The sequence below is a fragment of the Veillonella sp. AF13-2 genome, assembly GCF_003603295.1.
GTDB lineage: Bacteria > Bacillota > Negativicutes > Veillonellales > Veillonellaceae > Veillonella > Veillonella parvula_E.
In genome coordinates this window covers 680630-703162 of sequence record NZ_QTMT01000001.1, presented here as the reverse complement: position 1 = coordinate 703162, position 22533 = coordinate 680630, and the positions used below count along the sequence as shown (strand labels likewise).

At 34.3% G+C, this 22533-nt stretch carries 24 protein-coding genes; 22 read left to right on the top strand and 2 right to left on the bottom strand.

The window, feature by feature from the left end; translation table 11 throughout:
- Positions 1-85: 85 nt before the first annotated feature.
- The 16 genes from DWV85_RS03345 (at position 86) to DWV85_RS03265 (ending at position 13189) form a co-directional block, all read left to right on the top strand.
- Positions 86-1432: an anaerobic C4-dicarboxylate transporter gene (locus tag DWV85_RS03345; protein ID WP_123138017.1), complete on the top strand. Its 1347-nt coding sequence runs from the start codon at positions 86-88 to the stop codon at positions 1430-1432.
- Between the two features lie 314 nt (positions 1433-1746).
- Positions 1747-1887, top strand: coding sequence for a hypothetical protein (locus tag DWV85_RS09360; RefSeq protein ID WP_243632516.1), 141 nt, complete (start codon positions 1747-1749; stop codon positions 1885-1887).
- Positions 1888-1961: 74 nt separating this feature from the next.
- Positions 1962-2717, top strand: a complete 756-nt coding sequence (locus DWV85_RS03335) for a hypothetical protein (protein ID WP_123138016.1) — start codon at positions 1962-1964, stop codon at positions 2715-2717.
- 77 nt (positions 2718-2794) lie between these two features.
- The gene (locus tag DWV85_RS03330) at positions 2795-3220 is read left to right on the top strand and encodes a hypothetical protein (protein ID WP_123138015.1); all 426 of its coding nucleotides are present in this window, start codon (positions 2795-2797) and stop codon (positions 3218-3220) included.
- A gap of 137 nt (positions 3221-3357) precedes the next feature.
- Positions 3358-4005: a hypothetical protein gene (locus DWV85_RS03325; RefSeq protein WP_123138014.1), complete on the top strand. Its 648-nt coding sequence runs from the start codon at positions 3358-3360 to the stop codon at positions 4003-4005.
- A gap of 16 nt (positions 4006-4021) precedes the next feature.
- Complete coding sequence (locus tag DWV85_RS03320; RefSeq protein ID WP_123138013.1) at positions 4022-4543, top strand: GNAT family N-acetyltransferase; 522 nt, start codon at positions 4022-4024, stop codon at positions 4541-4543.
- Positions 4544-4676: 133 nt separating this feature from the next.
- Complete coding sequence (locus tag DWV85_RS03315) at positions 4677-5738, top strand: ankyrin repeat domain-containing protein (RefSeq protein WP_123138012.1); 1062 nt, start codon at positions 4677-4679, stop codon at positions 5736-5738.
- A gap of 28 nt (positions 5739-5766) precedes the next feature.
- Entirely contained in the window at positions 5767-6186 is a 420-nt protein-coding gene (locus DWV85_RS03310) for a bacteriocin (RefSeq protein ID WP_123138011.1), read from the top strand.
- Between the two features lie 159 nt (positions 6187-6345).
- Positions 6346-6804 carry a glycosyl transferase family 4 gene (locus DWV85_RS03305; RefSeq protein WP_123138010.1) on the top strand — a complete coding sequence of 153 codons (459 nt, stop codon included), beginning with the start codon at positions 6346-6348 and terminating at the stop codon, positions 6802-6804.
- Between the two features lie 43 nt (positions 6805-6847).
- The gene (locus DWV85_RS03300; protein WP_123138009.1) at positions 6848-8371 is read left to right on the top strand and encodes an SMI1/KNR4 family protein; all 1524 of its coding nucleotides are present in this window, start codon (positions 6848-6850) and stop codon (positions 8369-8371) included.
- A 197-nt stretch (positions 8372-8568) separates the two neighbouring features.
- Complete coding sequence (locus tag DWV85_RS03295) at positions 8569-9147, top strand: hypothetical protein (protein WP_123138008.1); 579 nt, start codon at positions 8569-8571, stop codon at positions 9145-9147.
- A 126-nt stretch (positions 9148-9273) separates the two neighbouring features.
- Positions 9274-10296, top strand: coding sequence for a DMP19 family protein (locus tag DWV85_RS03290; RefSeq protein WP_123138007.1), 1023 nt, complete (start codon positions 9274-9276; stop codon positions 10294-10296).
- Positions 10297-10426: 130 nt separating this feature from the next.
- A complete protein-coding gene (locus DWV85_RS03285) occupies positions 10427-10912 on the top strand; it encodes a YbaK/EbsC family protein (RefSeq protein WP_123138006.1) in 486 nt (161 codons plus the stop codon).
- A gap of 21 nt (positions 10913-10933) precedes the next feature.
- Positions 10934-11701 (top strand): antibiotic biosynthesis monooxygenase, encoded by a 768-nt coding sequence (locus tag DWV85_RS03280; protein ID WP_123138005.1) that lies wholly within the window; start codon positions 10934-10936, stop codon positions 11699-11701.
- A gap of 108 nt (positions 11702-11809) precedes the next feature.
- Complete coding sequence (locus DWV85_RS03275; RefSeq protein ID WP_123138004.1) at positions 11810-12589, top strand: protein-ADP-ribose hydrolase; 780 nt, start codon at positions 11810-11812, stop codon at positions 12587-12589.
- A gap of 102 nt (positions 12590-12691) precedes the next feature.
- On the top strand, positions 12692-13189 hold the full coding sequence (locus DWV85_RS03265) for a methylated-DNA--[protein]-cysteine S-methyltransferase (protein ID WP_008600716.1): 498 nt from the start codon (positions 12692-12694) through the stop codon (positions 13187-13189).
- A gap of 172 nt (positions 13190-13361) precedes the next feature.
- On the opposite strand, the gene DWV85_RS03260 is transcribed toward DWV85_RS03265, so the two are convergent.
- Entirely contained in the window at positions 13362-14024 is a 663-nt protein-coding gene (locus tag DWV85_RS03260) for a fumarylacetoacetate hydrolase family protein (protein ID WP_004697151.1), read from the bottom strand.
- A 285-nt stretch (positions 14025-14309) separates the two neighbouring features.
- Here DWV85_RS03260 and DWV85_RS03255 point away from each other — a divergent pair, with 285 nt between their 5' ends.
- Positions 14310-15332: a branched-chain amino acid aminotransferase gene (locus tag DWV85_RS03255; RefSeq protein ID WP_004697304.1), complete on the top strand. Its 1023-nt coding sequence runs from the start codon at positions 14310-14312 to the stop codon at positions 15330-15332.
- Positions 15333-15476: 144 nt separating this feature from the next.
- Here the strand turns inward: DWV85_RS03255 and DWV85_RS03250 are convergent, their stop codons facing one another.
- The gene (locus DWV85_RS03250; protein ID WP_004692969.1) at positions 15477-15869 is read right to left on the bottom strand and encodes a thioesterase family protein; all 393 of its coding nucleotides are present in this window, start codon (positions 15867-15869) and stop codon (positions 15477-15479) included.
- 240 nt (positions 15870-16109) lie between these two features.
- Here DWV85_RS03250 and DWV85_RS03245 point away from each other — a divergent pair, with 240 nt between their 5' ends.
- From DWV85_RS03245 to DWV85_RS03225, 5 genes are all read left to right on the top strand, one after another.
- The gene (locus tag DWV85_RS03245; RefSeq protein ID WP_004692970.1) at positions 16110-16847 is read left to right on the top strand and encodes a TVP38/TMEM64 family protein; all 738 of its coding nucleotides are present in this window, start codon (positions 16110-16112) and stop codon (positions 16845-16847) included.
- Positions 16848-16998: 151 nt separating this feature from the next.
- Positions 16999-18192, top strand: a complete 1194-nt coding sequence (locus DWV85_RS03240; protein ID WP_004697454.1) for a PLP-dependent aminotransferase family protein — start codon at positions 16999-17001, stop codon at positions 18190-18192.
- Positions 18193-18312: 120 nt separating this feature from the next.
- Entirely contained in the window at positions 18313-19146 is an 834-nt protein-coding gene (locus DWV85_RS03235) for an Mrp/NBP35 family ATP-binding protein (protein ID WP_004697392.1), read from the top strand.
- 236 nt (positions 19147-19382) lie between these two features.
- Positions 19383-20783, top strand: coding sequence for an anion permease (locus tag DWV85_RS03230; RefSeq protein WP_123138003.1), 1401 nt, complete (start codon positions 19383-19385; stop codon positions 20781-20783).
- 233 nt (positions 20784-21016) lie between these two features.
- Positions 21017-22366, top strand: a complete 1350-nt coding sequence (locus DWV85_RS03225; RefSeq protein WP_123138002.1) for a M18 family aminopeptidase — start codon at positions 21017-21019, stop codon at positions 22364-22366.
- Positions 22367-22533: the final 167 nt, after the last annotated feature.

Here is a 22533-nt window from a genome sequence, read left to right as displayed (position 1 = left end):
TGTATCTATTATTTTTCTTAATAGTAACATATAATATAGTTGATTTGTATTATTATGTATGGTTTTGAAAGGATTGATAAGTTTCATGATTATTTTATTAGGTTTTATTGTTTTATTAGCCTGCTTAATTGTAGGTGTTAGATATGGTGGCCTAGGACTTGCTGCTATATCAGGTTTAGGTCTTGCCTTTTTTGTATTTGTAATTGGTTTGGTTCCAGGAAAACCACCTATTGACGTAATGTTGACTATTATGGCGGTTGTTACATGCTCTGGTTTTTTACAAGCTTCTAAAGGTTTAGATGTAATGCTAGTTTATGCTGAAAAACTTCTACGTAAAAATCCGAAGCAGATTACAATTTTGGCACCTATAACAACTTGGTTTTTGACTGTTCTTTGCGGTACGGGTCACGTTGTATATACAATGTTCCCAATTATATATGATATTGCAATCAAAGAAGGTATTCGTCCAGAACGACCTATGGCTGTATCATCTATTGCTTCTCAAATGGGGGTATGTGCTTCACCGGCATCCGTTGCAGTCGTATCCGTTGTTGCTATGTTAGTAGCGGCTAACTTCCCAGCTAGTGTAGTAACAATCTTGGCAATTACAATTCCAGCTACTTTCTGTGGTGTTATTGTTGCTGGTATTTGGAGCATGCGTCGTGGCAAAGATCTTGCAAATGATCCAGACTTTCAAGAACGTATTAAAAATCCTGAGCAACGTGCGTACATTTATGAAGAAAATAAAGAAGCAAGTGTTAAAACTGAACTTCCACGTACTGCATATTGGGCAACAACAATTTTTCTACTAGGTATTCTTATTATTGCTCTCTTTGGTAGTTTCCCTGAACAATTGTTACCACTTGTTCCAAATGCTAAAGGCGTATGGAAACCATTATCCATGACACCAACTATTCAAATTTCTATGCTTGTAATTGCTGCGATTATTCTTCTTGTGTGCAAGGTAAAAGTTAGTGATGTAACGAATGGTTCTGTATTTAAATCTGGTATGATTGCAGTTATCTCTGTTTATGGTGTAGCTTGGATGGCAGAAACATATTTCGGTGCTTACATTCCACAATTTAAAACTACATTGTCTGGCATTGTTGTAGCGTATCCATGGACATATGCTTTTGTGCTATTCTTGATTTCTAAACTGGTAAACTCGCAAGCGGCAGCACTTGCTATTGTAGTGCCAATGGGCCTTAGTGTTGGAGTAGATCCTCTCATTATTTTATCCTTTGTGCCAGCTTGTTATGCTTACTTTATTTTACCAACTTATCCATCAGACCTTGCATGTATCGGATTTGACCGTTCTGGTACAACGCGCATTGGTAAGTTCGTAATCAACCACAGCTTTATACTACCTGGTTGTATTGGTGTATTCACAAGCTGTGTGGTGGGTTACTTTATTGCTCACGCAATGTTTTAAAAGATATATACATATATACTTAAAAAATTTGTTATATATGAATCTAAAAGGTGCGACTGTTAATTGCAACGGTTGCATCTTTTAAATTTATATGACTTTCAACGAGATGCAGTACTTGCCATTATAAACAATTTATAACGATATAATGGTTGTATTCTTACAGATAATGTAGATTTAGCGAAAATGTCTATGTTAAATTGTCTGATGGATTCTATATATCAACACCTGTTGGTAGATATAATCTGTATTAGGCAATAGCTTTTTATGAAGGTACTGTAAAAAATATTTATTTTGTTGGTGAAACAAAGGGATCTATGAATTCAATGCAAATTCGATTGATTGAAGAATTCAAACCATATTGTGCACGAGATCACTTTAAAGCCATCAGTAAAGGGGATGTTGTTTATGATGTAGTTGATAGTTATAAATCACTACTTAATATTGTAACTAAGTAAATTAAACTTATATTATATAGGGAATATAATAATGGTAGTTAGTAAGTTTGTTAATTATAAATGGAGATGATTCTTTGGCTAATTATGCATATAGAGATAAAGAAAGACGACATATAGTACTAGCAAGTGAGGCTCTTGAAGAAGATCGAGACAAATCTTTTTATTGTCCATATCCACTATGTAATAGTAAATTATTTTTATGTGCTGTAGATGGCTCTCGGAAAGCATACTTTAGAGCAACTAAATCCGCGTATAAACATATTGCTAATTGTCCTTATGCAAATAGTTCAGTCATTTATGATAGCAATAAATTTAATCAGTTAAATTTTTCTTTTGTAAATGCAATGCAAGATCTATTCGTTAAGAATAATTCTAAATCTGCACCAAGTGACTATAAAAGTTCTATTCACGGTGAACAGGCTAATCATACAATAAGTACAATAAAGCAGATATATTCTATATGTAAACAATTTCCTCCAGATTACACGTACGGTAATGAGAAAATTGGAAGAATGATTCTAGATGATAGAACTGCTTACTGGTATTCTAAAGGTGTTTATGGCTTTAAAATAATTGAGGCTTGTGTAAAAGGGCGGCTTTATGATAATGATAAAAATAAGATTTATTTAGTAGCTCCGATAGCAAATCCCAATTATAATTTTATATTATCTATTCCTGATATAAATCTTTATAGAAAAATAAGGAATATGGTATTTGAAAATAATGATAAACTAATAATAGTTGCTGGAGATTGGAAGTCATCAAATTTAGGTTATTATTATTTTGAAACAATAATATATAGTGATAAACAAATATCTATTTTAAATTGATACATTATAAACTATTATGAGATTATTTCTTCTTATGGATAAATAATATAAAGCGTATCCTTTATAGGAGTAAGAAAATGGAGCTTCGTTCACTAACTAGAATTTCATTACCTAAGGATGAATACGTTTATTTGTTGGGGATGGTTATTTCAGTATTTATCTCTAATAATAGTTTTATTATAGAGAATATTATTAATACAGATAAATCTTATTCTTGGCAGGACTTGATTGATAAAGAATCAGGAAAACTTCGGCCATTTATTGCTAAAACAATCACTGAAAAAGTTGGTTCGGAAATATCCGATTTATTTTCTGAAATTCTCTATAAGCGTAATCGTATTATTCATAGTTTCAGATGTACTTCGTCTAAAAATGAACAAATTTTAGCTACAAAAGATAGACTTACTAATAAACAGTTTGATATAGGCGAGGAATATTTGGTGGAATTTATTAAGTTAAATGATATATTATTGGATTTATTACATAAATATCGTGGATACTAGAATAATATAATAATGACACTATTGTCATATATAGTGAAGGCCCTTCGCTTATGCGAGGGGCCTTTACTATACAACGATACATATAAATGTAATATAATTAGTATAAATAATTTATTGTGTTTAATGAGGCATGTGTTATGGGATTAATCTTAGATGTTGATAAAATAATGTACCAGTTGAGTAGGTGGAGACCAATATTTCATTCAGAAGCAGACTTTCAATTTAGCTTAGCATTGCTAATTAAAGAACAATATCCAAATTGTGATATCAGACTAGAGTTTGTACCTGAGTTTAATCCACATTTACATCTCGATATTCTTGTTATATTTGAGGGTAAATGGATTCCTATTGAGCTTAAATATACGACAAAAAAATGTATTAAAACTATAAATGATGAGGTATATGTATTGAAGGAGCAAGGTGCTAAGGATCAAGGGTGTTATAACTATTTAAAAGATATAATGCGTATAGAAGAGTTTAGGGATAAAGCTGATAAATTTATTGAAGGTTATACTATTAAGATAACTGGTGAGATGTCTTATTTAAGACCTCCAATAAAAGTAAATTGTACATACGCTGAATTTTCTATTGACGATGGTTCTATTAAAACTGGATGTATGAATTGGTCTACCAATACAGGAAAAGGAACAATGCGTGGAATGGAAGCACCTATAGTATTAACGGGTATGTATCCTATAAATTGGAAAGAATACTCTAAAGTTGATGATACTAATAGTGGTACTTTTATGTATCTTGTTAATACAGTAACTAAAGATAAGAAATAGAAAGTAATATACATTTATGATTATAGAAAAAGCAACAATAGAACAATATGAAGATGTTAGATCGTTTTATCATTTCCTTATAGATGGATTACAAGACTCTATTTACGATATAGGTTGGAAAAAGGATATTTATCCTGAGCCTGAATATTTAATGTCTTCAATTATTAAAGGCGAATTATTTATAGGCTTAACTGATAATAATATTATGGCAGCTATGATTATTAACCATGAATCAAATGAAGGATATCAGAATATTGACTGGCCCACAAAAGCCAATGTAGATGAAGTTATGGGCATTCATGCTCTTGGAGTTCATCCTCAATACTCTGGATATGGTTATGCTAAAGAATTAGTTGGATTTGCCATTAAATATGCTAAAGAAAATAACCAAAAAGCAATACGCCTTGATGTCCTTAAAGGCAATGTTCCTGCTGAGAAGCTATATTCTAGTATGGGGTTCAAGTATCTTTGTACATTACCCATGTATTATGAGGATACAGGCTTAACAGATTATGAGCTATACGAACTTAGTTTATAAGTTATCTACAAGAGAAATAATAGTTAAGCCCTTCGCTTATGCGAAGGGCTTTTACTATACACTCATACTTATAAATGTAATATAATGTAATTAGTAATAATCATTTTAAAAATATTATTTTACGGAGAGAGCTATGATACAGATAAAAGATTTAGGTACATTTGAAGCTGTGCCTGAAATAGTAATAGATATCGTAAAAGGAAATATTATAGCTTTAGAAAACGCATTAGTAGATGGTTGGCATATTCATAAACCTATACAATTGGATAATTGTAGTGAGTATTCCCCTCTAGAATTGGCGTTAGTAATGAATTGTTTACCAAGTGTTCAATGGTTAGTTGAACATGGTGCAGATCTAAATGAAGAAGAAAATCCAAGTTTCTTATTAGTCGTGCGATATGGAACAAAAGAGATTATCGAATACGTTGTGGCACATGGGGCCAATATACATGCTTTAAATTGTGTGAAAGTAGATGCTTTTCAGGCTGCCTTATATGGTAAGCAATATAAGCACTTACAGATAATTCATGACTTAGGCCATACAGTTCAGAAATATGGTAGTCCAGCTTTTAGAAATGCTATTACAGATAGAAATTATGAGGTCCTAGATTTCTTTATCAATCATGGTGTAGATATTAATTACAATGAACCAGATTCGGTATATCCTTTTAAACCAACACCACTATGTGTAGCGGCTCGGTATGTTGATTTACAGATGTGCAAATATCTAGTAGAACATGGTGCCGATGTGATCATCACGGAAAAGGATGGCATGCGTCCCTATAGTATTGCTGTTGAAAAGGACGATATGGAAATGGCTGAGTATTTTAAAAATCTAGAACCAGCAGGGTATCATGATTTACAGAATAAAATGGATCAATTGAAATCGTTTAAACTACCAAAAGCATTAGTTGCATTTTTAGAGTCGGATAATCTTTATTTTGAATTGCCATATTCTGATTTTATATCCATAGAATTTTTCCCTCTAATTGATACAATTCCATTTAAAGTAGGCCGCCGTAACCTATTGCGTTTATCTAAAGAGCTAGGCGAGTATAATGATTGGCAAATTGTATGGGATCCTAGGTCTAAAAAGATTGGTTGTTATGATATAGAGCATCAAGAGTTACGAGAACTTTGCAAGTTTGATGAGTTTATGGCAGATATGTCAGGTCAATTAGAAACCTTATTCTAATGTATATTGTAAAGTTGAGGAGATACATATGGTAGATGCAGTTGAGAAAGCCTATACAGACTGGTCAATTGATGTAGGTGACTATAAGTATGAAGGAATTACATTGAATGAAGTTGAGCAAAATCTCTACGCTATTGAGGATCAAGAGCAGGATTTTGTAGTTATCTCACCATCAAATGCAATTCCGATAGATAATAAAATGTATAACTTTGTACAAGTTTGTAGTGATCAAGATACTGATTTATTACATATAGAGCTTAGTGTAACTAATGATGGTGAGCAGGGTGCGATAATATACGGTAAAAATGAGCTAGGCCCTCAAGAGACATTCCATATCATAGAAGAATTTATTGCACATCATAAGGTACCATCATTAGATGATTGGGAAGTCGTACTAGATTTAAGACCGAAGATGGAAAGCTATGTAAAGGGTACAAACGATGACTAATCCGGTAATATATGATGAACAATTAGGGCAATATACCATATCCTACGAAGGAATACAGTTTTGCTGGGATGATGAATTCAAAGATTTACATTATTTTGCCATAGATGGATGATATATTTTCCATGATTTTGCTAGTATGACTTATATGTGGAGTCTATTATGTTATATACAACCAATAACATTTTGTATAAGTATATTCGCTATCGATTTAGACGGATTCAGATTCAGTGCAATATGTTATATGAAATAGAACCAGAGGAAGAAGATGAGATTTGTCGTAATCTATTAAAAAAGAGAGCGAAGATATTAATTCCAGTTGGTATATTATATTTTTTGCTTTTTGGGGTTATTTTCGCTTGGCTAGTAGGAACAAGTGAGGAGTTAAATCCATTAATGCAATGGGAATTAAGAGTGATAGACTATGTGATACCCATTTTAAATACTATTGATTTTAAGTGGTATGCATATTCTCTAGATCTATTATGGGTAGCAATTATATTAGCGCCTATAGCGATTATAAATGCATCTCCTTATATCATTTTTTCCTATATTGTAGATACCATATTGATACGACGTGAGGTAAAAGCTTTAATCAAAACTTATTCTATGAATGAGTAATTAAAAATTTAGATTATATCGGTTTAAACTAGGAGAGGGTATTATGAGTAATCTGAAAGATTTTAATTGGACCGGATTTTGGAACGATGTTGACTATGCATTTGAATCCTATATAGGGAAACCTGTTACTGATGAGGATATTAAAGTAGCTGAAGCAAATCTAGGGTATACATTGCCTGCAGCATATATTGAGCTACTTAAAAACCATAATGGTGGTGTAGTAAAGAAAAATTGTTTCATTAATGATGATGACGATTGTGTATACGTAACAGGTATATATGGCATCGATAGAGATAAGAAATACTCTCTTTTAGGTGAGATGGGGAATGAATTTTGGATTTCGAAAGTAAAATATCCCCCTATCGGTGTCGTTGTAGCCGATACGATTTCCGGTGGTCACGACATGATTTTCCTCGATTATCGTGAGTGTGGTCCAAGCGGTGAACCTAAGGTTGTACGGGTAGATCAAGAATGTGATTACTCCATGACTCCCTTAGCAGATAACTTTGGTGACTTTATTAAGAGCTTATATTTCAATATAGAAGAAATTACGGATGAAGAGTTTCAATCGTTAAGTGATGCGGAAAAGGTTAAGCTCCTTAATGAACAAGAGGGCATCGATTTCAAGCGTGCGATGGAGTTATTAACTAACATAGGCATTGATAATTTGTCGCCTATATTGTTAAGCGCCTTAGGACGTATGTATAATAATACTGGCCGCGCAGCAGAGGCTATCGATTTATTTAATCGTATTGATGAAACACATTGCGATTGGTCTTGGTACTATCGTTGTGGCTATGCTCATGGCATGCTAGGGTATGGTAAAAGCTATGAATCTGAACATGTACAGAAGGCATTACACTTAATAGAAACAGCCATGAAAATGACGAAAGAAGCCCATTTAGATAAACAACTTGGTTGGTGCTGTGAAGTAGTAAAATATCAACTATTTAAAATCAAGCCAAAAGAGTACAAGGAGGATTATCCTTTGATATTTGAAACCATTAAGAATGTCTTTGATAAGAAAAATAGTAAAGATACTAAAGATACTAAAGAAGGTACAGATACTGAAGACGTTACTGATTGCGATGAAGATAACTATCCTACATATGATGTAGTGCATTGGGTATTTAACAAACATACATATAGTAGAGAAGAGTTTTCCAAAGAATACAATAAAGAAGTAGAGAAATATGTAGATGATGATCAAACAGATGACAACGATAGATTAGAAGAACCGGAAATTCTAGTAACCTATGAAGCTTGGATTGAAAGTGAAGACCAACTTTTTGATAATGAACGTGTTACCGACGAAGAATTGCTGGAAGAAGATAAAGAAGATGGCATGTGGCAGGTAGAAATTATGGCTCATCTTGTAGCGGATAATGGTACCTATTTTACTAGAGAAGAATTGCTCTTTAAATTGCACAATTTGATGGCCAATAAAGAATTAGGTGATCACGTATTCTTTGAAGGTATTGAATACGAAGGTCATGAATGTGAAGGGTACGGACTTATAGATAATGAAGATGGTATACCTGTATTCTTTATTGTTTGTGGTAGCTAGTTAGTATAGAACATTATAAGACGATAATAGATTAGCCCTTTGCTTATGCGAGGGGCTTTTACTATACACATAGAAATTATATACTTTTGTGCTTTGGGCTACGATATTTTATAGGGGATTCGTGTAAACTGTCGAGGAATACATTAGGAATAATGAAATCAAAGCATTGTTTAAAAGATTACAAGGAGGATTATTCTATGATTTTTGAAATGATCAAAAACCTTTTTAACAAAAATGAGAACACGGAAAAGATTGAATATCTTGGTGTTGATAAAGATGGTAATAAAATATATGAAGGTTACTATCATGAGTTTAAGGGAATTCCTTGGGGTTTCAATAAAACTACCTATACTAGAGAAGAGTTTGTTAAGGAGTTTTATACATGCTTAGAAGAGCATAAAGTTAATCCTGATAATTTACCACCATTAGTAGAGCCTGAAATTTTTGTAAGCTATGAAGCTTGGATTGAAAGCAAAAGTCAGCTCCACCCTAATGAACATTTATACGAGGTAGACGAATTACTAGAAGACGATAAAGAAGATGATATGTGGCAAGTTGAAATCTATGCTCGCCTTAAAGCAGATAATGGGCAGTACTTTACTACTGAAGAGCTTCTTTTCAAGATACATAACTTAATGGCCAATAAAGAGCTCGGTGATCATGTATTCTTTGAAAATCTAGTCTATGATGATCACGAATTTGAAGCTGATGAAATTGAAGATATTGACGATAATGATGAAGGTATTCCTGTATTTGTTGTATGGCTTGGTAGCTAGTTAAATAGTCTTTTTTGTTATAAACTATTATTTTAAAATCTGTAATTTATTGTTTTGTGTTGTTTGTTATTATTATGCTAAGATGAGTTCATATACATATTGATAATATGAGGGGAAGTGTATTGTATGTCTATAACTATTGAACAGTTTTTATCTTTTTCTGAAAGTGAGCAATTACAAACTGTTAAAGAGCTTAATGATACTGGAAATGTAAAAACTATTATTGATGTGTTAACTAGTGTAGGCATAGAAAACTTATCTATATCTCTGTTAGGTGAGCTCGGTAGAGCTTATAACAATAATGGCAATGAAAAAGAGGCAATTAAGGTATTAGAGTCTATTGATGAAGAGTATCGTGATGCGGTGTGGTATTATCGCTGTGCCTATGCGTATGGAGCTGTTGCTTTAGATAATAATGAATCGTATACATCAGATACTATGAAACAGATGCTAAGATTAGTAGATCAGGGCGTACGTTTAGCTCAGGAAAAGAATCTGGATGATATAAAATCGTACTGTTTTGAAGTCATTGATATGTGCTATATGCAGATGGACTTTGAACAGTGTGAAGCAGAGTATCCTGAGTTATGTAAAGCTTATAGCAATTATGTAGCAGAGAAAAAGAAGAAACGAGAAGGTGTACCTCGTCATCGGACCATTACTATTGAAGAAATCCAAGCTACAGATGATATGTGGACTATAAATGAACCGGCTTATTGGTCAATCAATATTTATGGTTCATACGATGACTATTTGGAATCTGCAAAACCTTTCACTTTAGAGCAACGATACCTTAATGCAATATGTTGGTATTTTGCCGAGGTCAATAATGGTGGTCATCATCAGTTTTTATATAACTCAACAGGCATTGTATGGGAAGATGCTCTTGCTGGCTTACGCCTCTTCAAGATGGATGAGCTAGCAGATAATTTACAATCAGTTATCGATTACTTTGGTGGTTCAGTTCCATTTGATAGAGCTGAACGATGGACAATTTTACAAGACTGGGAAAATGAAGAGGAATTGTTCGATTTTCTCGATAAAAAAGATGATGTAGTGTATGAATATGATGGAATTTATGAAGATACATTTGTACATGAACATCCTGAATTATTTGTATTTGATGGTACCTATACGATTCCAGAATAAGCTTGGGATATTTAACAAGATATAATCGATGTAACCGGTACAACTGGTACAACTGGTACTTTCACTATGTTAATCGATTTTATTATGTAGTAACTTTCACCAAGTAGAAACGATATATTAGAGGTATTACATGTTAGATAAACAAGGCGTATATGATTATTTACGTGACCATCATATCGATTTTGAAATTACAGATCACGCACCATTATTTAGTATGGACGATAAGCCAAATGTGCAGTTGCCCTATCCTGAGTGGGATGCGAAGAATTTATTTATACGAGATCATAAACGAGAGCATTACTATTTAATTACCGTTCGTGGTTCTAAACGTGTAGATTTAAAACAATTCCGTAAGGATCACAAGCTAAAAAAGATTTCTTTTGGTTCCGAAGAAGAGCTATGGAATATATTGAAGATTAAACCAGGTCATGTATCTCCATTCTGCTTACTTCACGATGAAGAGCGGAAAGTTCATTACTATATTGATGCGGATTATAAGGATAATCTCATAGGCATTCATCCGAATGAAAATAATGCAACTGTATGGCTTCAGGGAAAAGATTTAGTTAAATTAATTGAAGAGCATGGTACAATAGTAGAATATATTACATTGTAATTTAGTAGAATCGGAGCATGTATGAATAGAAAACTATTAAAACGCATTCTAGTAACATCTGCTATAGCAATATTAGGTGTAAACACATCTTTTGCAGCTCTTGTTATGGAACGGGATCAATCTGTAGATACAGCACCTAGCGTAGGTATGTATCGTTTCGAAGTACCTGTAGAGTTACAAGGAGCTTATAATAGTGCAGGTGTAGCTAATCTGACAGCATCTATGGAAAAAGAGCCTAATACATTGTCCATGAATGTGGCTCATGTAAAGGGGAATTCTTCGGAGTCTTATGTAGTTGAAATCTATAAAGATTTAGCTGCTATTGAAGTACATCGCAAATCTGATCATTATCAGGCATTTGTTAATGAAGTCGGTTCTAAATTAACAAATCGCAAGATGTACGATGTACAGTCTGTACTTTTATTTGAAAAGAAAGATGCATTATCTATCGTAAATGATGGTAAGGCGGTAGTTACCTTAACTGAGTTTACTGTTGATAGCAATGAAATCGATACGGTACAACGACAATATCAACTCGATATGGAACGTGCCGTTCGGGATGATGCGGGTTATAAGGCTGGTTATGTGCTTCGTGAAAGAAACGCAAAAAATCGCTGGTATGTCATTCAAATCTATAGCGATCAAGATGCTCTTACTAAACATTTGAACAGCCCAGGTTATCGTTTTATGATGAGCCAAATTCAAGGTAGTCTACAAGGGGTTACTACTAAAGTATTAGCTGGGGATATCCTTGTAAACCATGGTGGTCAATCATTTGTTAGACCTTAGTTTTTGATATAATACTAATCAGTAAAGTTACTGCTAGCATATTATGTGCTAGCAGTTTTTTACTATATAATAGGTTATAATCTAGTTAATTCTACTTAGGAGTTATATATGACACAGCAAGAACGATTACGCTATCTTTTAGAGAGATTAGTAGCAGAATATAAAGAGAAACATAAGGAACATATAGATATTCCCGTAAGTGAAGAAGAACAGTTTACTCTATTTAGAGCACTATGTAATATTCGTCCTGCAGGAGCCATGCCCGCTGAATGGATGAAGATAGAGGATGAATATTTAAATACATTAGCCCATGAAAAGGGCATCATCACAATTCATGATATGGAAGAGCGAGAGTCTCAAATCTTTTTATGGCAAGGTGATATTACTCGACTAGCTGTTGACGCCATTGTTAATGCAGCCAACAATCAATTGCTTGGATGCTTTGCGCCTAACCATAAATGTATCGATAATGCTATCCATACCTTTGCTGGTATTGAGCTTCGTATGGAATGTGCAAGAATGATTGAGTATTTAGATATGCCTGAAAAGACTGGTGTAGCTCGAATGACCTATGGGTATAATTTACCAGCAAAACATGTACTTCACACTGTTGGACCTATTATTTACGAAGAGGTAACAAATAAAGAGCGAAATGAATTAGTCTCTTGCTATCGCTCCTGCTTAGAGTTGGCTAATGCTTATAACTTACACTCTATTGCATTCTGCTGTATCTCTACCGGTGAATTCAGATTTCCGAATGAAGAGGCCGCACAAATTGCTATTGATACGGTGCGTACTTATTTAAAAGAAACTAATAGCAAAATACAAGTGGTATTTAATGTATATAAGGATATAGATTATGACATCTACAACAAACTATTGGGATAACTAACATACTCCTTTTGAAATTCATAAAAATGCTGTATCATTTAATAATGACATACAAAAGGTATTGAATGATTTGTTATCTAAAGAAGGAGCTAATGTACTATGAACTATAAATACACCTATGAAAGTCCATTAGGAACTATGATTATGCTTGGTACATTATCATACTTAACAGATTTATTTTTTATTGATGAAGCTCATGCACCTAGTTATGATGATGCGGAGTATATAGAGCAACTAACAGGTCCATTTGAAGTAACAATTATGTGGCTAAATCAATACTTTAATGGTAAAAAGCCCTTTATTACACCTCCCATCCAGTTAGAAGGTACTGAGTTCCGTAAATCCGTATGGTCTATATTACAGACAATTCCTTATGGTGAAACTACAACATATGGAGATATTGGTAAACAGATTGCACAGGAACAAGGTAAAGAGAAATTCTCTGCTCAAGCCGTAGGGGGGGCTGTAGGGCATAATCCAATTTCTATCATCGTTCCTTGTCACCGTGTTATTGGTAGTAATGGCCAGTTAACAGGCTATGCAGGGGGCATTGAACGTAAGAAATATATGCTAGACCTAGAGTCGGAGCATAAATAAAGTAATAGTAAATATAAAACATAGATAATAATAAAAGAGATTACTTCTATGTATAGTTAGACATACATAGAAGTAATCTCTTTTTGTGTTTAGATATATTTAGTTGTAATGTAAATAGATATCGTAATAATAAGAATACGAGCAAATACAATACTTTAACAATGTACTTATTTTAAATAAATTTGTTTTCTAAGGTACCAATACCACTTATGGAAACTGTAACAATATCTCCTGGTTTTAACCAAGAATACTTACTTTCATTTTTACCTAATACTACACCACTAGGCGTACCTGTAAAGATAATGTCACCTTCTTGGAGTGTCATATATGTTGATAAGAAGGCAATAATGTTATAAGGCTTAAAAATCATTTGTTCTAGCTTTGCTTGTTGACGTATTTCACCATTTACTGTTGTCGTAATAGTAGCACTTTCAAAGTCAAAATCATCAGGAGATACAATATTAGGACCAATAGGAGCAAAGTGATCAAGCGATTTGCCAAGGATCCATTGAGAACCTCTAAACTGTAATGTACGGGCAGATACGTCGTTACCAATGGTATAGCCTAAGATATGTTCCATTGCCTTTTCAGGAGATATGTTTTTACCAGATTTACCGATGATGATAACTAATTCTCCTTCATAATCGTAATGGAAAGTTTCGTCTTCAATAGTAATTGTATCATGATTACCTGCAAGAGCATTTGATGTTTTCATAAAGATTTCTGGAAAATCATGTGTAGCTAGACTAGTTTCAGCAATATGATCAGCATAGTTAAGGCCGATACAAATGATACTTTTAGGATTAGGAATTAAAAAATTTTTATTTTCGTTCATAATAGGGACCTCTAGTAAAATAAGATAATGTATATCTGAAATTATTATAATATAAATAGGGCGGTAGCTATACTGTAAAAAACAATTTTTATATTCAACGATAGTATAGCTAGGGGCCTATTTGATAATATACATATCTATTAATATGTTACCTATATATAGATGATATATCTTAATAGATACTATATCTGTATATATAATTTATCATCTCTATAGAATCTATTGAAAATACAAGATGATAGTGATAAGATTAAGTGTATATCAATATAAATGGAGGTTATTGTTATGAGCAAGAATATCGATTGGGATAATCTCGGTTTTGGTTATGTAGAAACCGACTACCGTTATTTGACTACATATAAAGATGGTAAATGGGACGAAGGTGGTCTAATTACTGATGCTAACGTTGTCCTTAATGAATGTGCTGGTGTATTCCAATACGCTCAAACTGTTTTTGAAGGTTTGAAAGCATACTATACAAAAGATGGTCACATCGTATGCTTCCGTCCAGATTTGAATGCAGAACGTTTGAATCAATCCTGTGAACGCCTTGTAATGCCTACATTACCTGAAGGTCGTTTCCTCGAAGCTGTAAAAGAAGTTGTAAAAGCAAATAAAGACTTTGTTCCTCCATATGGTCATGGTGCAAGCCTTTATATTCGTCCTTACATGATGGGTACAAACTCCGTTATCGGTGTAAAACCTGCTGATGAATATCAATTCCGTGTGTTTACAACACCAGTAGGCCCTTACTTTAAAGGTGGTGCTAAACCAATCAAAATTCGTATTACTGATTTTGATCGTGCAGCTCCTCATGGTACTGGCCATATTAAAGCTGGTTTGAATTATGCTATGAGTTTGTATGCTATCACTGATGCTCATAATGAAGGCTATGCAGAAAATATGTATCTTGATGCGGCTACTCGTACACATGTAGAAGAAACTGGTGGTGCTAACTTCATCTTTATTACTAAAGATGGTAAATTAGTTACACCTAAATCTGATAGTATCTTGCCATCCATTACACGTCGTTCTTTGATGTATGTAGCAGAACACTACCTTGGTATGACTGTAGAACATCGTCCTGTTCATAAAGATGAATTAAAAGACTTTGCTGAAATTGGTCTTTGTGGTACAGCGGCTGTTATTTCTCCAGTAGGTCAAATCGATACTCCAGAAGGCACTATTAATGTTCCTGCTGGCATGGATGATATGGGTCCTATCACTAAAAAATTATATGACACATTACTTGGCATTCAACATGGTGAAATCGAAGCTCCTGAAGGCTGGGTAGTTAAAATTTGCTAATTATTTAACTATGCAAATATGATTTAATTATGCAAACATGAAAGTATATAAAAACGGCATCTACCGTATGATAGATGCCGTTTTTTATTCTGCTAAAGATATTAGTAAACTAATGATTTTGATTGATAAATATTCTAGCTATATTTAGTTAGCGTTTGCTCTACTATGCACTTTAGCCATAAATTTTTCGTTGTTAATGACAAAGCGTTCATGTGTACCACGACCGATAATACCAATGCCATCAGAAGCTTCGATATCGAATGTGATTTTGCGACCTTCTACGGCGCTTACAATAGCTTTTGCTGTTACTGTTGCACCAAGTGGAGTAGGGGCTTCATGGGTGATGGATAAAGCAATACCTACAGTGCCTTCACCTTCTTCTAAGTATGGTTGTACTGCTGCTTGAGCCGCTTCTTCCATTAAAGCGCACATGGCTGGTGTGGCAAAGACATCTAAAGAACCAGATTTCATTGTTTTAGCAATATTAGATTCTGTAACTGTTACAGTAGCCGTAGCTGTTTGACCTGCTGATACCATATTATACCTTCTTTCATTAAGAAAATTCTCGTTATAATAGTATTATACATCTTTCGATAATTTTTATGCTAATGTAATGATACATATTTTATAGATATATGTATACACCTCTAATGCTATATCGGTTATCAATTTTAAATATATTAAAAAAGCTATTCAAATTAAAGAAATGTAACTAGTTATAACTGTTCTATAGAATACGTGATATAATGAAGCTAGTCTTTTTTATACGAGGTATATATGAGTAAAAGAAATTTAAAACCTTCTGGTGAAGGTTGGGTACAGTTAATAGCAGGCATAGGTTTTATTGTTTTATTAATTATTATAAATATTGTAGATCCTACATTTTATCCGACCATGTGGCACTTAGCAACAAGTGGCTCTATGGAAGAGGTAGCGGAGTATATTCAAAGTTTTGGCCCTATGGCCATGTTGGTGAGTATGGTCCTCGATATTTTTGTTAACGCCGTAGGTTTTTTACCGTCAATTTTCATATCTACAGCTAATGGTTTAGTATTTGGTATGTGGCCAGGGATCATTATTTCTTGGTTGGCTGAAACAATTGGTGTAGTCATTAGCTTTTATATTATGCGTTACTTCTTACGTGATACAGCGGACAAGTTGATTGCTAAGAGTACGGTATTGATGAAAGTAGATGATTTTTCCGGTAAAAATGGTTTTGTGGTCATGTTATTTGCACGATCCTTACCGTATTTTCCATCTGGGGTCATTACCGCCTTAGGGGCCATTAGTAAAATCAAACCTAGAGATTATATATTGGCAAACTTGATTGGTAAATTTCCATCTACGGCTTTAGAAGTAGCTATTGGTACAGATATTGTAAATTTCCAAGAAAATATGGGACGATTAGGAATTATTGTTCTTGTTGCAGGTGTTGTATACTTCATTCTTTGGAAAGTATATAAGAACTATATTAATAAGAAAAATGCGGAACAAGAGCATGATCCTAATGCGTAATATAAAGTCTAATTAGGTAAGCCATTACAAAATAACTAATTAACTATAGGCTGCTTACGTTTTAATAATGTAATATTCTTAATTCTTGATGTTAGTAATATTTTCTACTTAGAAGTGTTTTCTACATAGTATATATGAAAGAGGCGATAGTATGAGCTTTTCTCTTCCTGAACGTGTAACCTTAAAAGGTCCTAATTTTATTCGTGAAGTATTTGAACGTGGTGTAGGCGTGGAAGGCTTTATTAGCTTTGGTATTGGTAATCCTGCGCCAGAAGCGATACCGGTAGAGGTCATCGAAAGGGCTTTTGATGAAGTTGTGCATTCTAATCCTATGAGCCTTTTACAATATGGTCCAATGCAAGGTGATGCACATTTAGCAGAACTTACGTTAGAACGTTTAGTACAAACTCATAAGATGAATTCGGAAGGACAAGGTCTCATTATTTCCAATGGTGCAGGTCAATTATTAGGTCTTGTACCAATTACAGTTTTAGAACCAGGCGATGAAGTGTATATGGATGAATTTACTTTCACCAGTGCTATTAACTCTGTGCGCAACATGGGCGGTAAAGCAATAGGTATTAAAACTGACGAGTACGGTATGATTCCGGGTGAGTTAGAAAAAGCGGCTCAATCTGGTAAAGGTAAATATATTTATCTAATTCCCAACTTCCAGAATCCAACAGGCATTACTATGCCTTTAGAGCGCCGTAAGGAGATTTATGCTATTGCATCTAAATATGATTTATTTATCTATGAAGATGATCCATATGGTGAAATTCGTTTCGCCGGAGAATATATTCCAACGTTCAAATCCTTCGACACAGAAGATCGTGTTCTGTATGCAGGTTCTTATTCTAAAACATTATCTGCAGGCTTGCGTGTAGGCTTCTTATTTGGCCCAACTAAAGTTATTGAAGCTATCCAAGCATTAAAAAATAATACGGCCGGTCAAATGCCATTAGTAACTCAAAAGGTGGTAGCGAAGGTTCTTGATACCATTGATTACGATGCTCATTTAGATAATGTACGAAAAGTATATAAAATGAAATGTGAAGTTTTACTTAACGCTTTTAAAAAGTATGCGAGTTCTAAAGTTCATTTGACACAACCTACAGGTGGTATGTTTGCATGGATGACGATGCCTGAGGATGTAGATTGTGATGTATTCTTTGAAACTTGTATGGACCGCAATGTTGGGATTATTAAATGTGGTGCCTTTGCAGCAGATGGAGCAGGAGCAGGTCATGCATTTCGTTTGAGCTATACGGTACCAACAGTAGAGGAAATTACAAAGGGGATGGAAATTCTCGGCGGGTTAACTAAAGAATTTTGTGGTGAGTAATATATTGATAATTTTTGATATAACGTGATACAATGTAGGCGTAGATACATTGTGTTTACCATATAAAAAAGTTTTTAATATAGATGTGAGGTATAGCCTCAAAGAAAGTAGGTGTTTACTATGGGTTGCGGTAGCAGCAGTGATTGTGGCGGATGCCCATCTCAATCTTCTGGTTGCGGTGGTGGCGCGTCTCAACAACCTCAAGATCTTACAGCTCAATTACACGAGCTTAGTTCTGTTAAACATGTAATTGGTGTAGTATCTGGCAAAGGTGGCGTAGGTAAATCCTCCGTTACCAGCTTGATGGCCATTACAATGGCGCGTAAAGGTTACAAAGTAGGTATCCTCGATGCGGATATTACAGGTCCTTCTATTCCTAAGATGTTTGGCATTAAGGAAAAGGCATATGCTGACGAAATCGGTATGTATCCTGTAAAATCTAAAGGCGGTATTGACGTTATGTCTGTTAACCTCCTTTTGGAAAACGATACAGATCCTGTTTTATGGCGTGGTCCTATTTTAGGTAATGTAGTAAAACAATTTTATACAGATGTTATTTGGAAAGACATCGATTATTTATTTGTTGATATGCCACCGGGAACAGGTGACGTAGCGATTACTGTATATCAATCCTTGAAATTGGACGGTATTATTATCGTTACATCTCCTCAAGACTTGGTATCCATGATTGTTGAAAAAGCAGTTAAAATGGCTGATTTAATGCAAGTGCCTATTATTGGTGTGGTGGAAAACTACTCTTACTTCCATTGCCCAGATAACGGTAAGGATTATCAAATTTTTGGTGAAAGCCACATCGAAGAAATCCTTCAAAAATACGGTCTATTATTGTTGAACCGTTTACCAATTGACCCAACTATTGCAAACCTTTGCGATAAAGGTGATATTGAGTCTATCGAAAAAACAAATTTAGAGGACGTATCTCTACCTGAATAGGATTCATATGATGATGAAAGCTGTGTATTTATAAATGCACAGCTTTTTATCACATCTTTTTATGGTGAATTATGTTATATTTATGGTAGGAAGATAGAATTATATCTTTAATTCTCTTACTACAGATATGCTGAACATAGTTAGTATAGATTTTTATTTTTCTTAACATGATACTATAGGGTGTATTGGCATATATTGGTTTAATTTTAATGTTTTCCTATGTAGGACGTATGTGTATGAAAAAACTATTGAACTGGATCATTCCAGTAGCCTTTGGTTTAGGTCTGTGGTTTGTTCCAACTCCAGAGGGATTAACTCCTCAGTCATGGCATTTATTTGCAATCTTTGTAGCTACTATCGTAGGCTTCATTACTCAGCCGTTACCGATTGGTGGCGTATCTATCGTTGTTATTACTGTTGCTGCATTGACAGGCACATTAAAGATTAGTGAAGGTATTTCAGGTTTTGCTAACTCTGCAATCTGGCTAATTGTAGGTGCTTTCTTATTCTCTCGTGGCTTTATTAAAACTGGTTTGGGGAAACGTATTGCTTATAATTTGATTTCTGCTTTTGGTAGTAGCTCCTTGCGTTTGGCCTATGCATTGGCTTTGTCTGATTTGATTTTAGCTCCCGCAACACCATCTAACACAGCTCGTGTAGGCGGTGTAATCATGCCAATTACAACTAGCTTAGCAAAAGCTTTCGGTTCTGAACCACAAGATGGACCTCGTAAAATTGGTTCTTTCTTGATGCAATCAATTTACCAAGTAAATACGATTACATCTGCGATGTTCCAAACATCCATGGCTGGTAATACATTGGTTGCAGCATTAGCGCTTCAATCTTTTGGTATTGGTATTACATGGGGCGACTGGGCTATGGCAGCTATCGTACCTGGTATTATTGCATTAATTATTATGCCGTATTTCATTTATAAAGTATATCCACCGGAAATCAAAGATGCTCGTGAAGCTCAACAAATGATTCGTGAAGAGTTAAAAGGTCTTGGCAAGATTTCTTTCCAAGAATGGGTAATGCTTGGCGTATTTATTTTAGCATTAGTATTGTGGGCTACGTCTCAATTTACAAAACTTGATGCTACAACTGTTGCATTCTTAGGTATTTCTATTTTACTTGCTACAGGCGTTCTAATTTGGGACGATGTTAAGAGTGAAAAGGGTGCTTGGGATACATTGGTTTGGATGGGTACATTGATGGGCTTTGCCGGATTCCTTTCCAAATTGGGCTTTATCAAATGGGCTACAGTTCAAGTGGGTGGTTATATTCCAGAAGGCTCTTGGGTAATTGCCTTTGTTGTAGCTGTTCTTGTTAATACATATGCTCACTATGTATTTGCATCCTTAACAGCGCATATTTCTGCGATGTTCGTAGCATTCTCTGCAATCGCTATTTCTGCAGGTGCCCCACCTATGTTGACATTGTTGATGATTGCATTCACATCTAACTTGTGTATGTCTTTGACTCACTATGCAGCAGGTCCATCTCCAGTAATCTTTAATACTGGTTATGTTCCTCAAAATATATGGTGGAAACTTGGTTTCTTCACATCTGTAATCAACTTAATTATCTTCATGGGTCTTGGCTCCGTATGGATGAAGTTGATTGGTATGTGGTAAAATTTAGTACTAACAATTTTATAGGATTGTAATGCATGCACTTTAAACCTATTAGACTTAGTGTACTATGCATTTTCATCGCATATAAAAAGCCGTCCCGATAGGGGCGGCTTTTTATGATAAAATATGAGTAGTTAATAGATAATTAATGTAAATATTGTAAAATAATATACATAATAAATTATTCAAGCTAATTGTACAAATTTTATATGATTTGTGCATAGGAGGGACCTATGAAGTTTGATAATGAACAGTTATTAAAGTATATTGGCGCTTGTACATCTCCGTATCATACAGTAGATACGAGTTTACAAATGCTATTGGATTCAGGTTTTACAGAACTCAGTTTAGAAGAGGAGTGGCAGTTAGATTCTGGTTCATATGTAGTTAATGTATTTGGCACCACCTTATTTGCCTTTCATATAGGTAAGAAACCAGAACATACATTACGTATTGCGTCAGCTCACACCGATTTTCCTGCTATTCGTGTGAAGCCAAACCCTATAACATCTGTGAAAGGATACACAAAGTTAAATGTAGAAATGTATGGCGGTCTTATAGAAAATACATGGCTTGATCGTCCATTAGGTGCAGCAGGTACGGTTGTGTTAAAAGGGAAAAATGCCTTTGACGTAGATTCTGTTCTAGTCGATACAAAACGGCCTATCACTATTGTTCCAAACCTAGCTATTCATATGAATCACTCTGTTAATGATGGGGTTAAACTAAATCGTCAAAAAGAAATGCTTCCTATATTGATGATGGAACGTAATAATGAAGATAATCCTACAAAAGCTTTAAATAATAGAAATAATCCAAGTTTATTCCCAGAATCAGATTCTCAATACGATGAGTGGACAAAGTTTTTAGCTGATGAAGTAGATTGTGATCCTTCCGAAATATTATCTTATGAAATGACTTTATATCCTACGGAACAAGGCTGTGTACTTGGTACGGAAGGTGATTTCATTAGCTCACCTCGTTTAGATAATTTAACATCTTGCTTTGGTGTATTATCTGGTATTATTCAAGCCAAAAAAATGAATGTCAATGGTGTTCGCTGTGCTATACTCTTTGATAACGAAGAGGTTGGCAGTCGTACGAAACAAGGTGGGGCCGGCATGATATTACCAAATCTCGTTAAACGCGTGTATGACGCACTAGGATACTCTAATCAAGAGATGGACAGCTTTATCTCTAAGGGCTTTATGATTTCTTCCGATGTAGCGCACGGATTACACCCAAACTATCCAGAGAAAAATGATATTACGAATATTCCTGTACTTAATAAAGGGTTAGCCCTCAAGATTGCATGTAGCCAATCTTACGCCGGGGATGCTAAGGCCATTGCTATCGTTAAAGGCCTTTGTGAAGAAGCGGATGCACAGTATCAGATTTATGTAAATCGTTCGGATATTCCAGGTGGATCTACTGTAGGTTCCATTTCATCAGCTATGTTACCAATGCGTACTATTGATGTAGGATTGCCTCTTTTAGCAATGCATTCAGCTAGAGAATTGATGGGGGCAGCTGATCAAGAGCAATTAAATCGATTAATGAATCACTTTTTAGGTGGTAAATAATATAAAAATGGAATTTATTCGATGTGCATTATTGAAAGACATATGATTTTTTGTAATGAACAGTAAAAAATATATTTTATACTTTCATAATTGGTATAATCCTTTAAATATAATGAAAATATTGTATAATAAGTATATATTATTATGAATATAAAACCTTATCATAA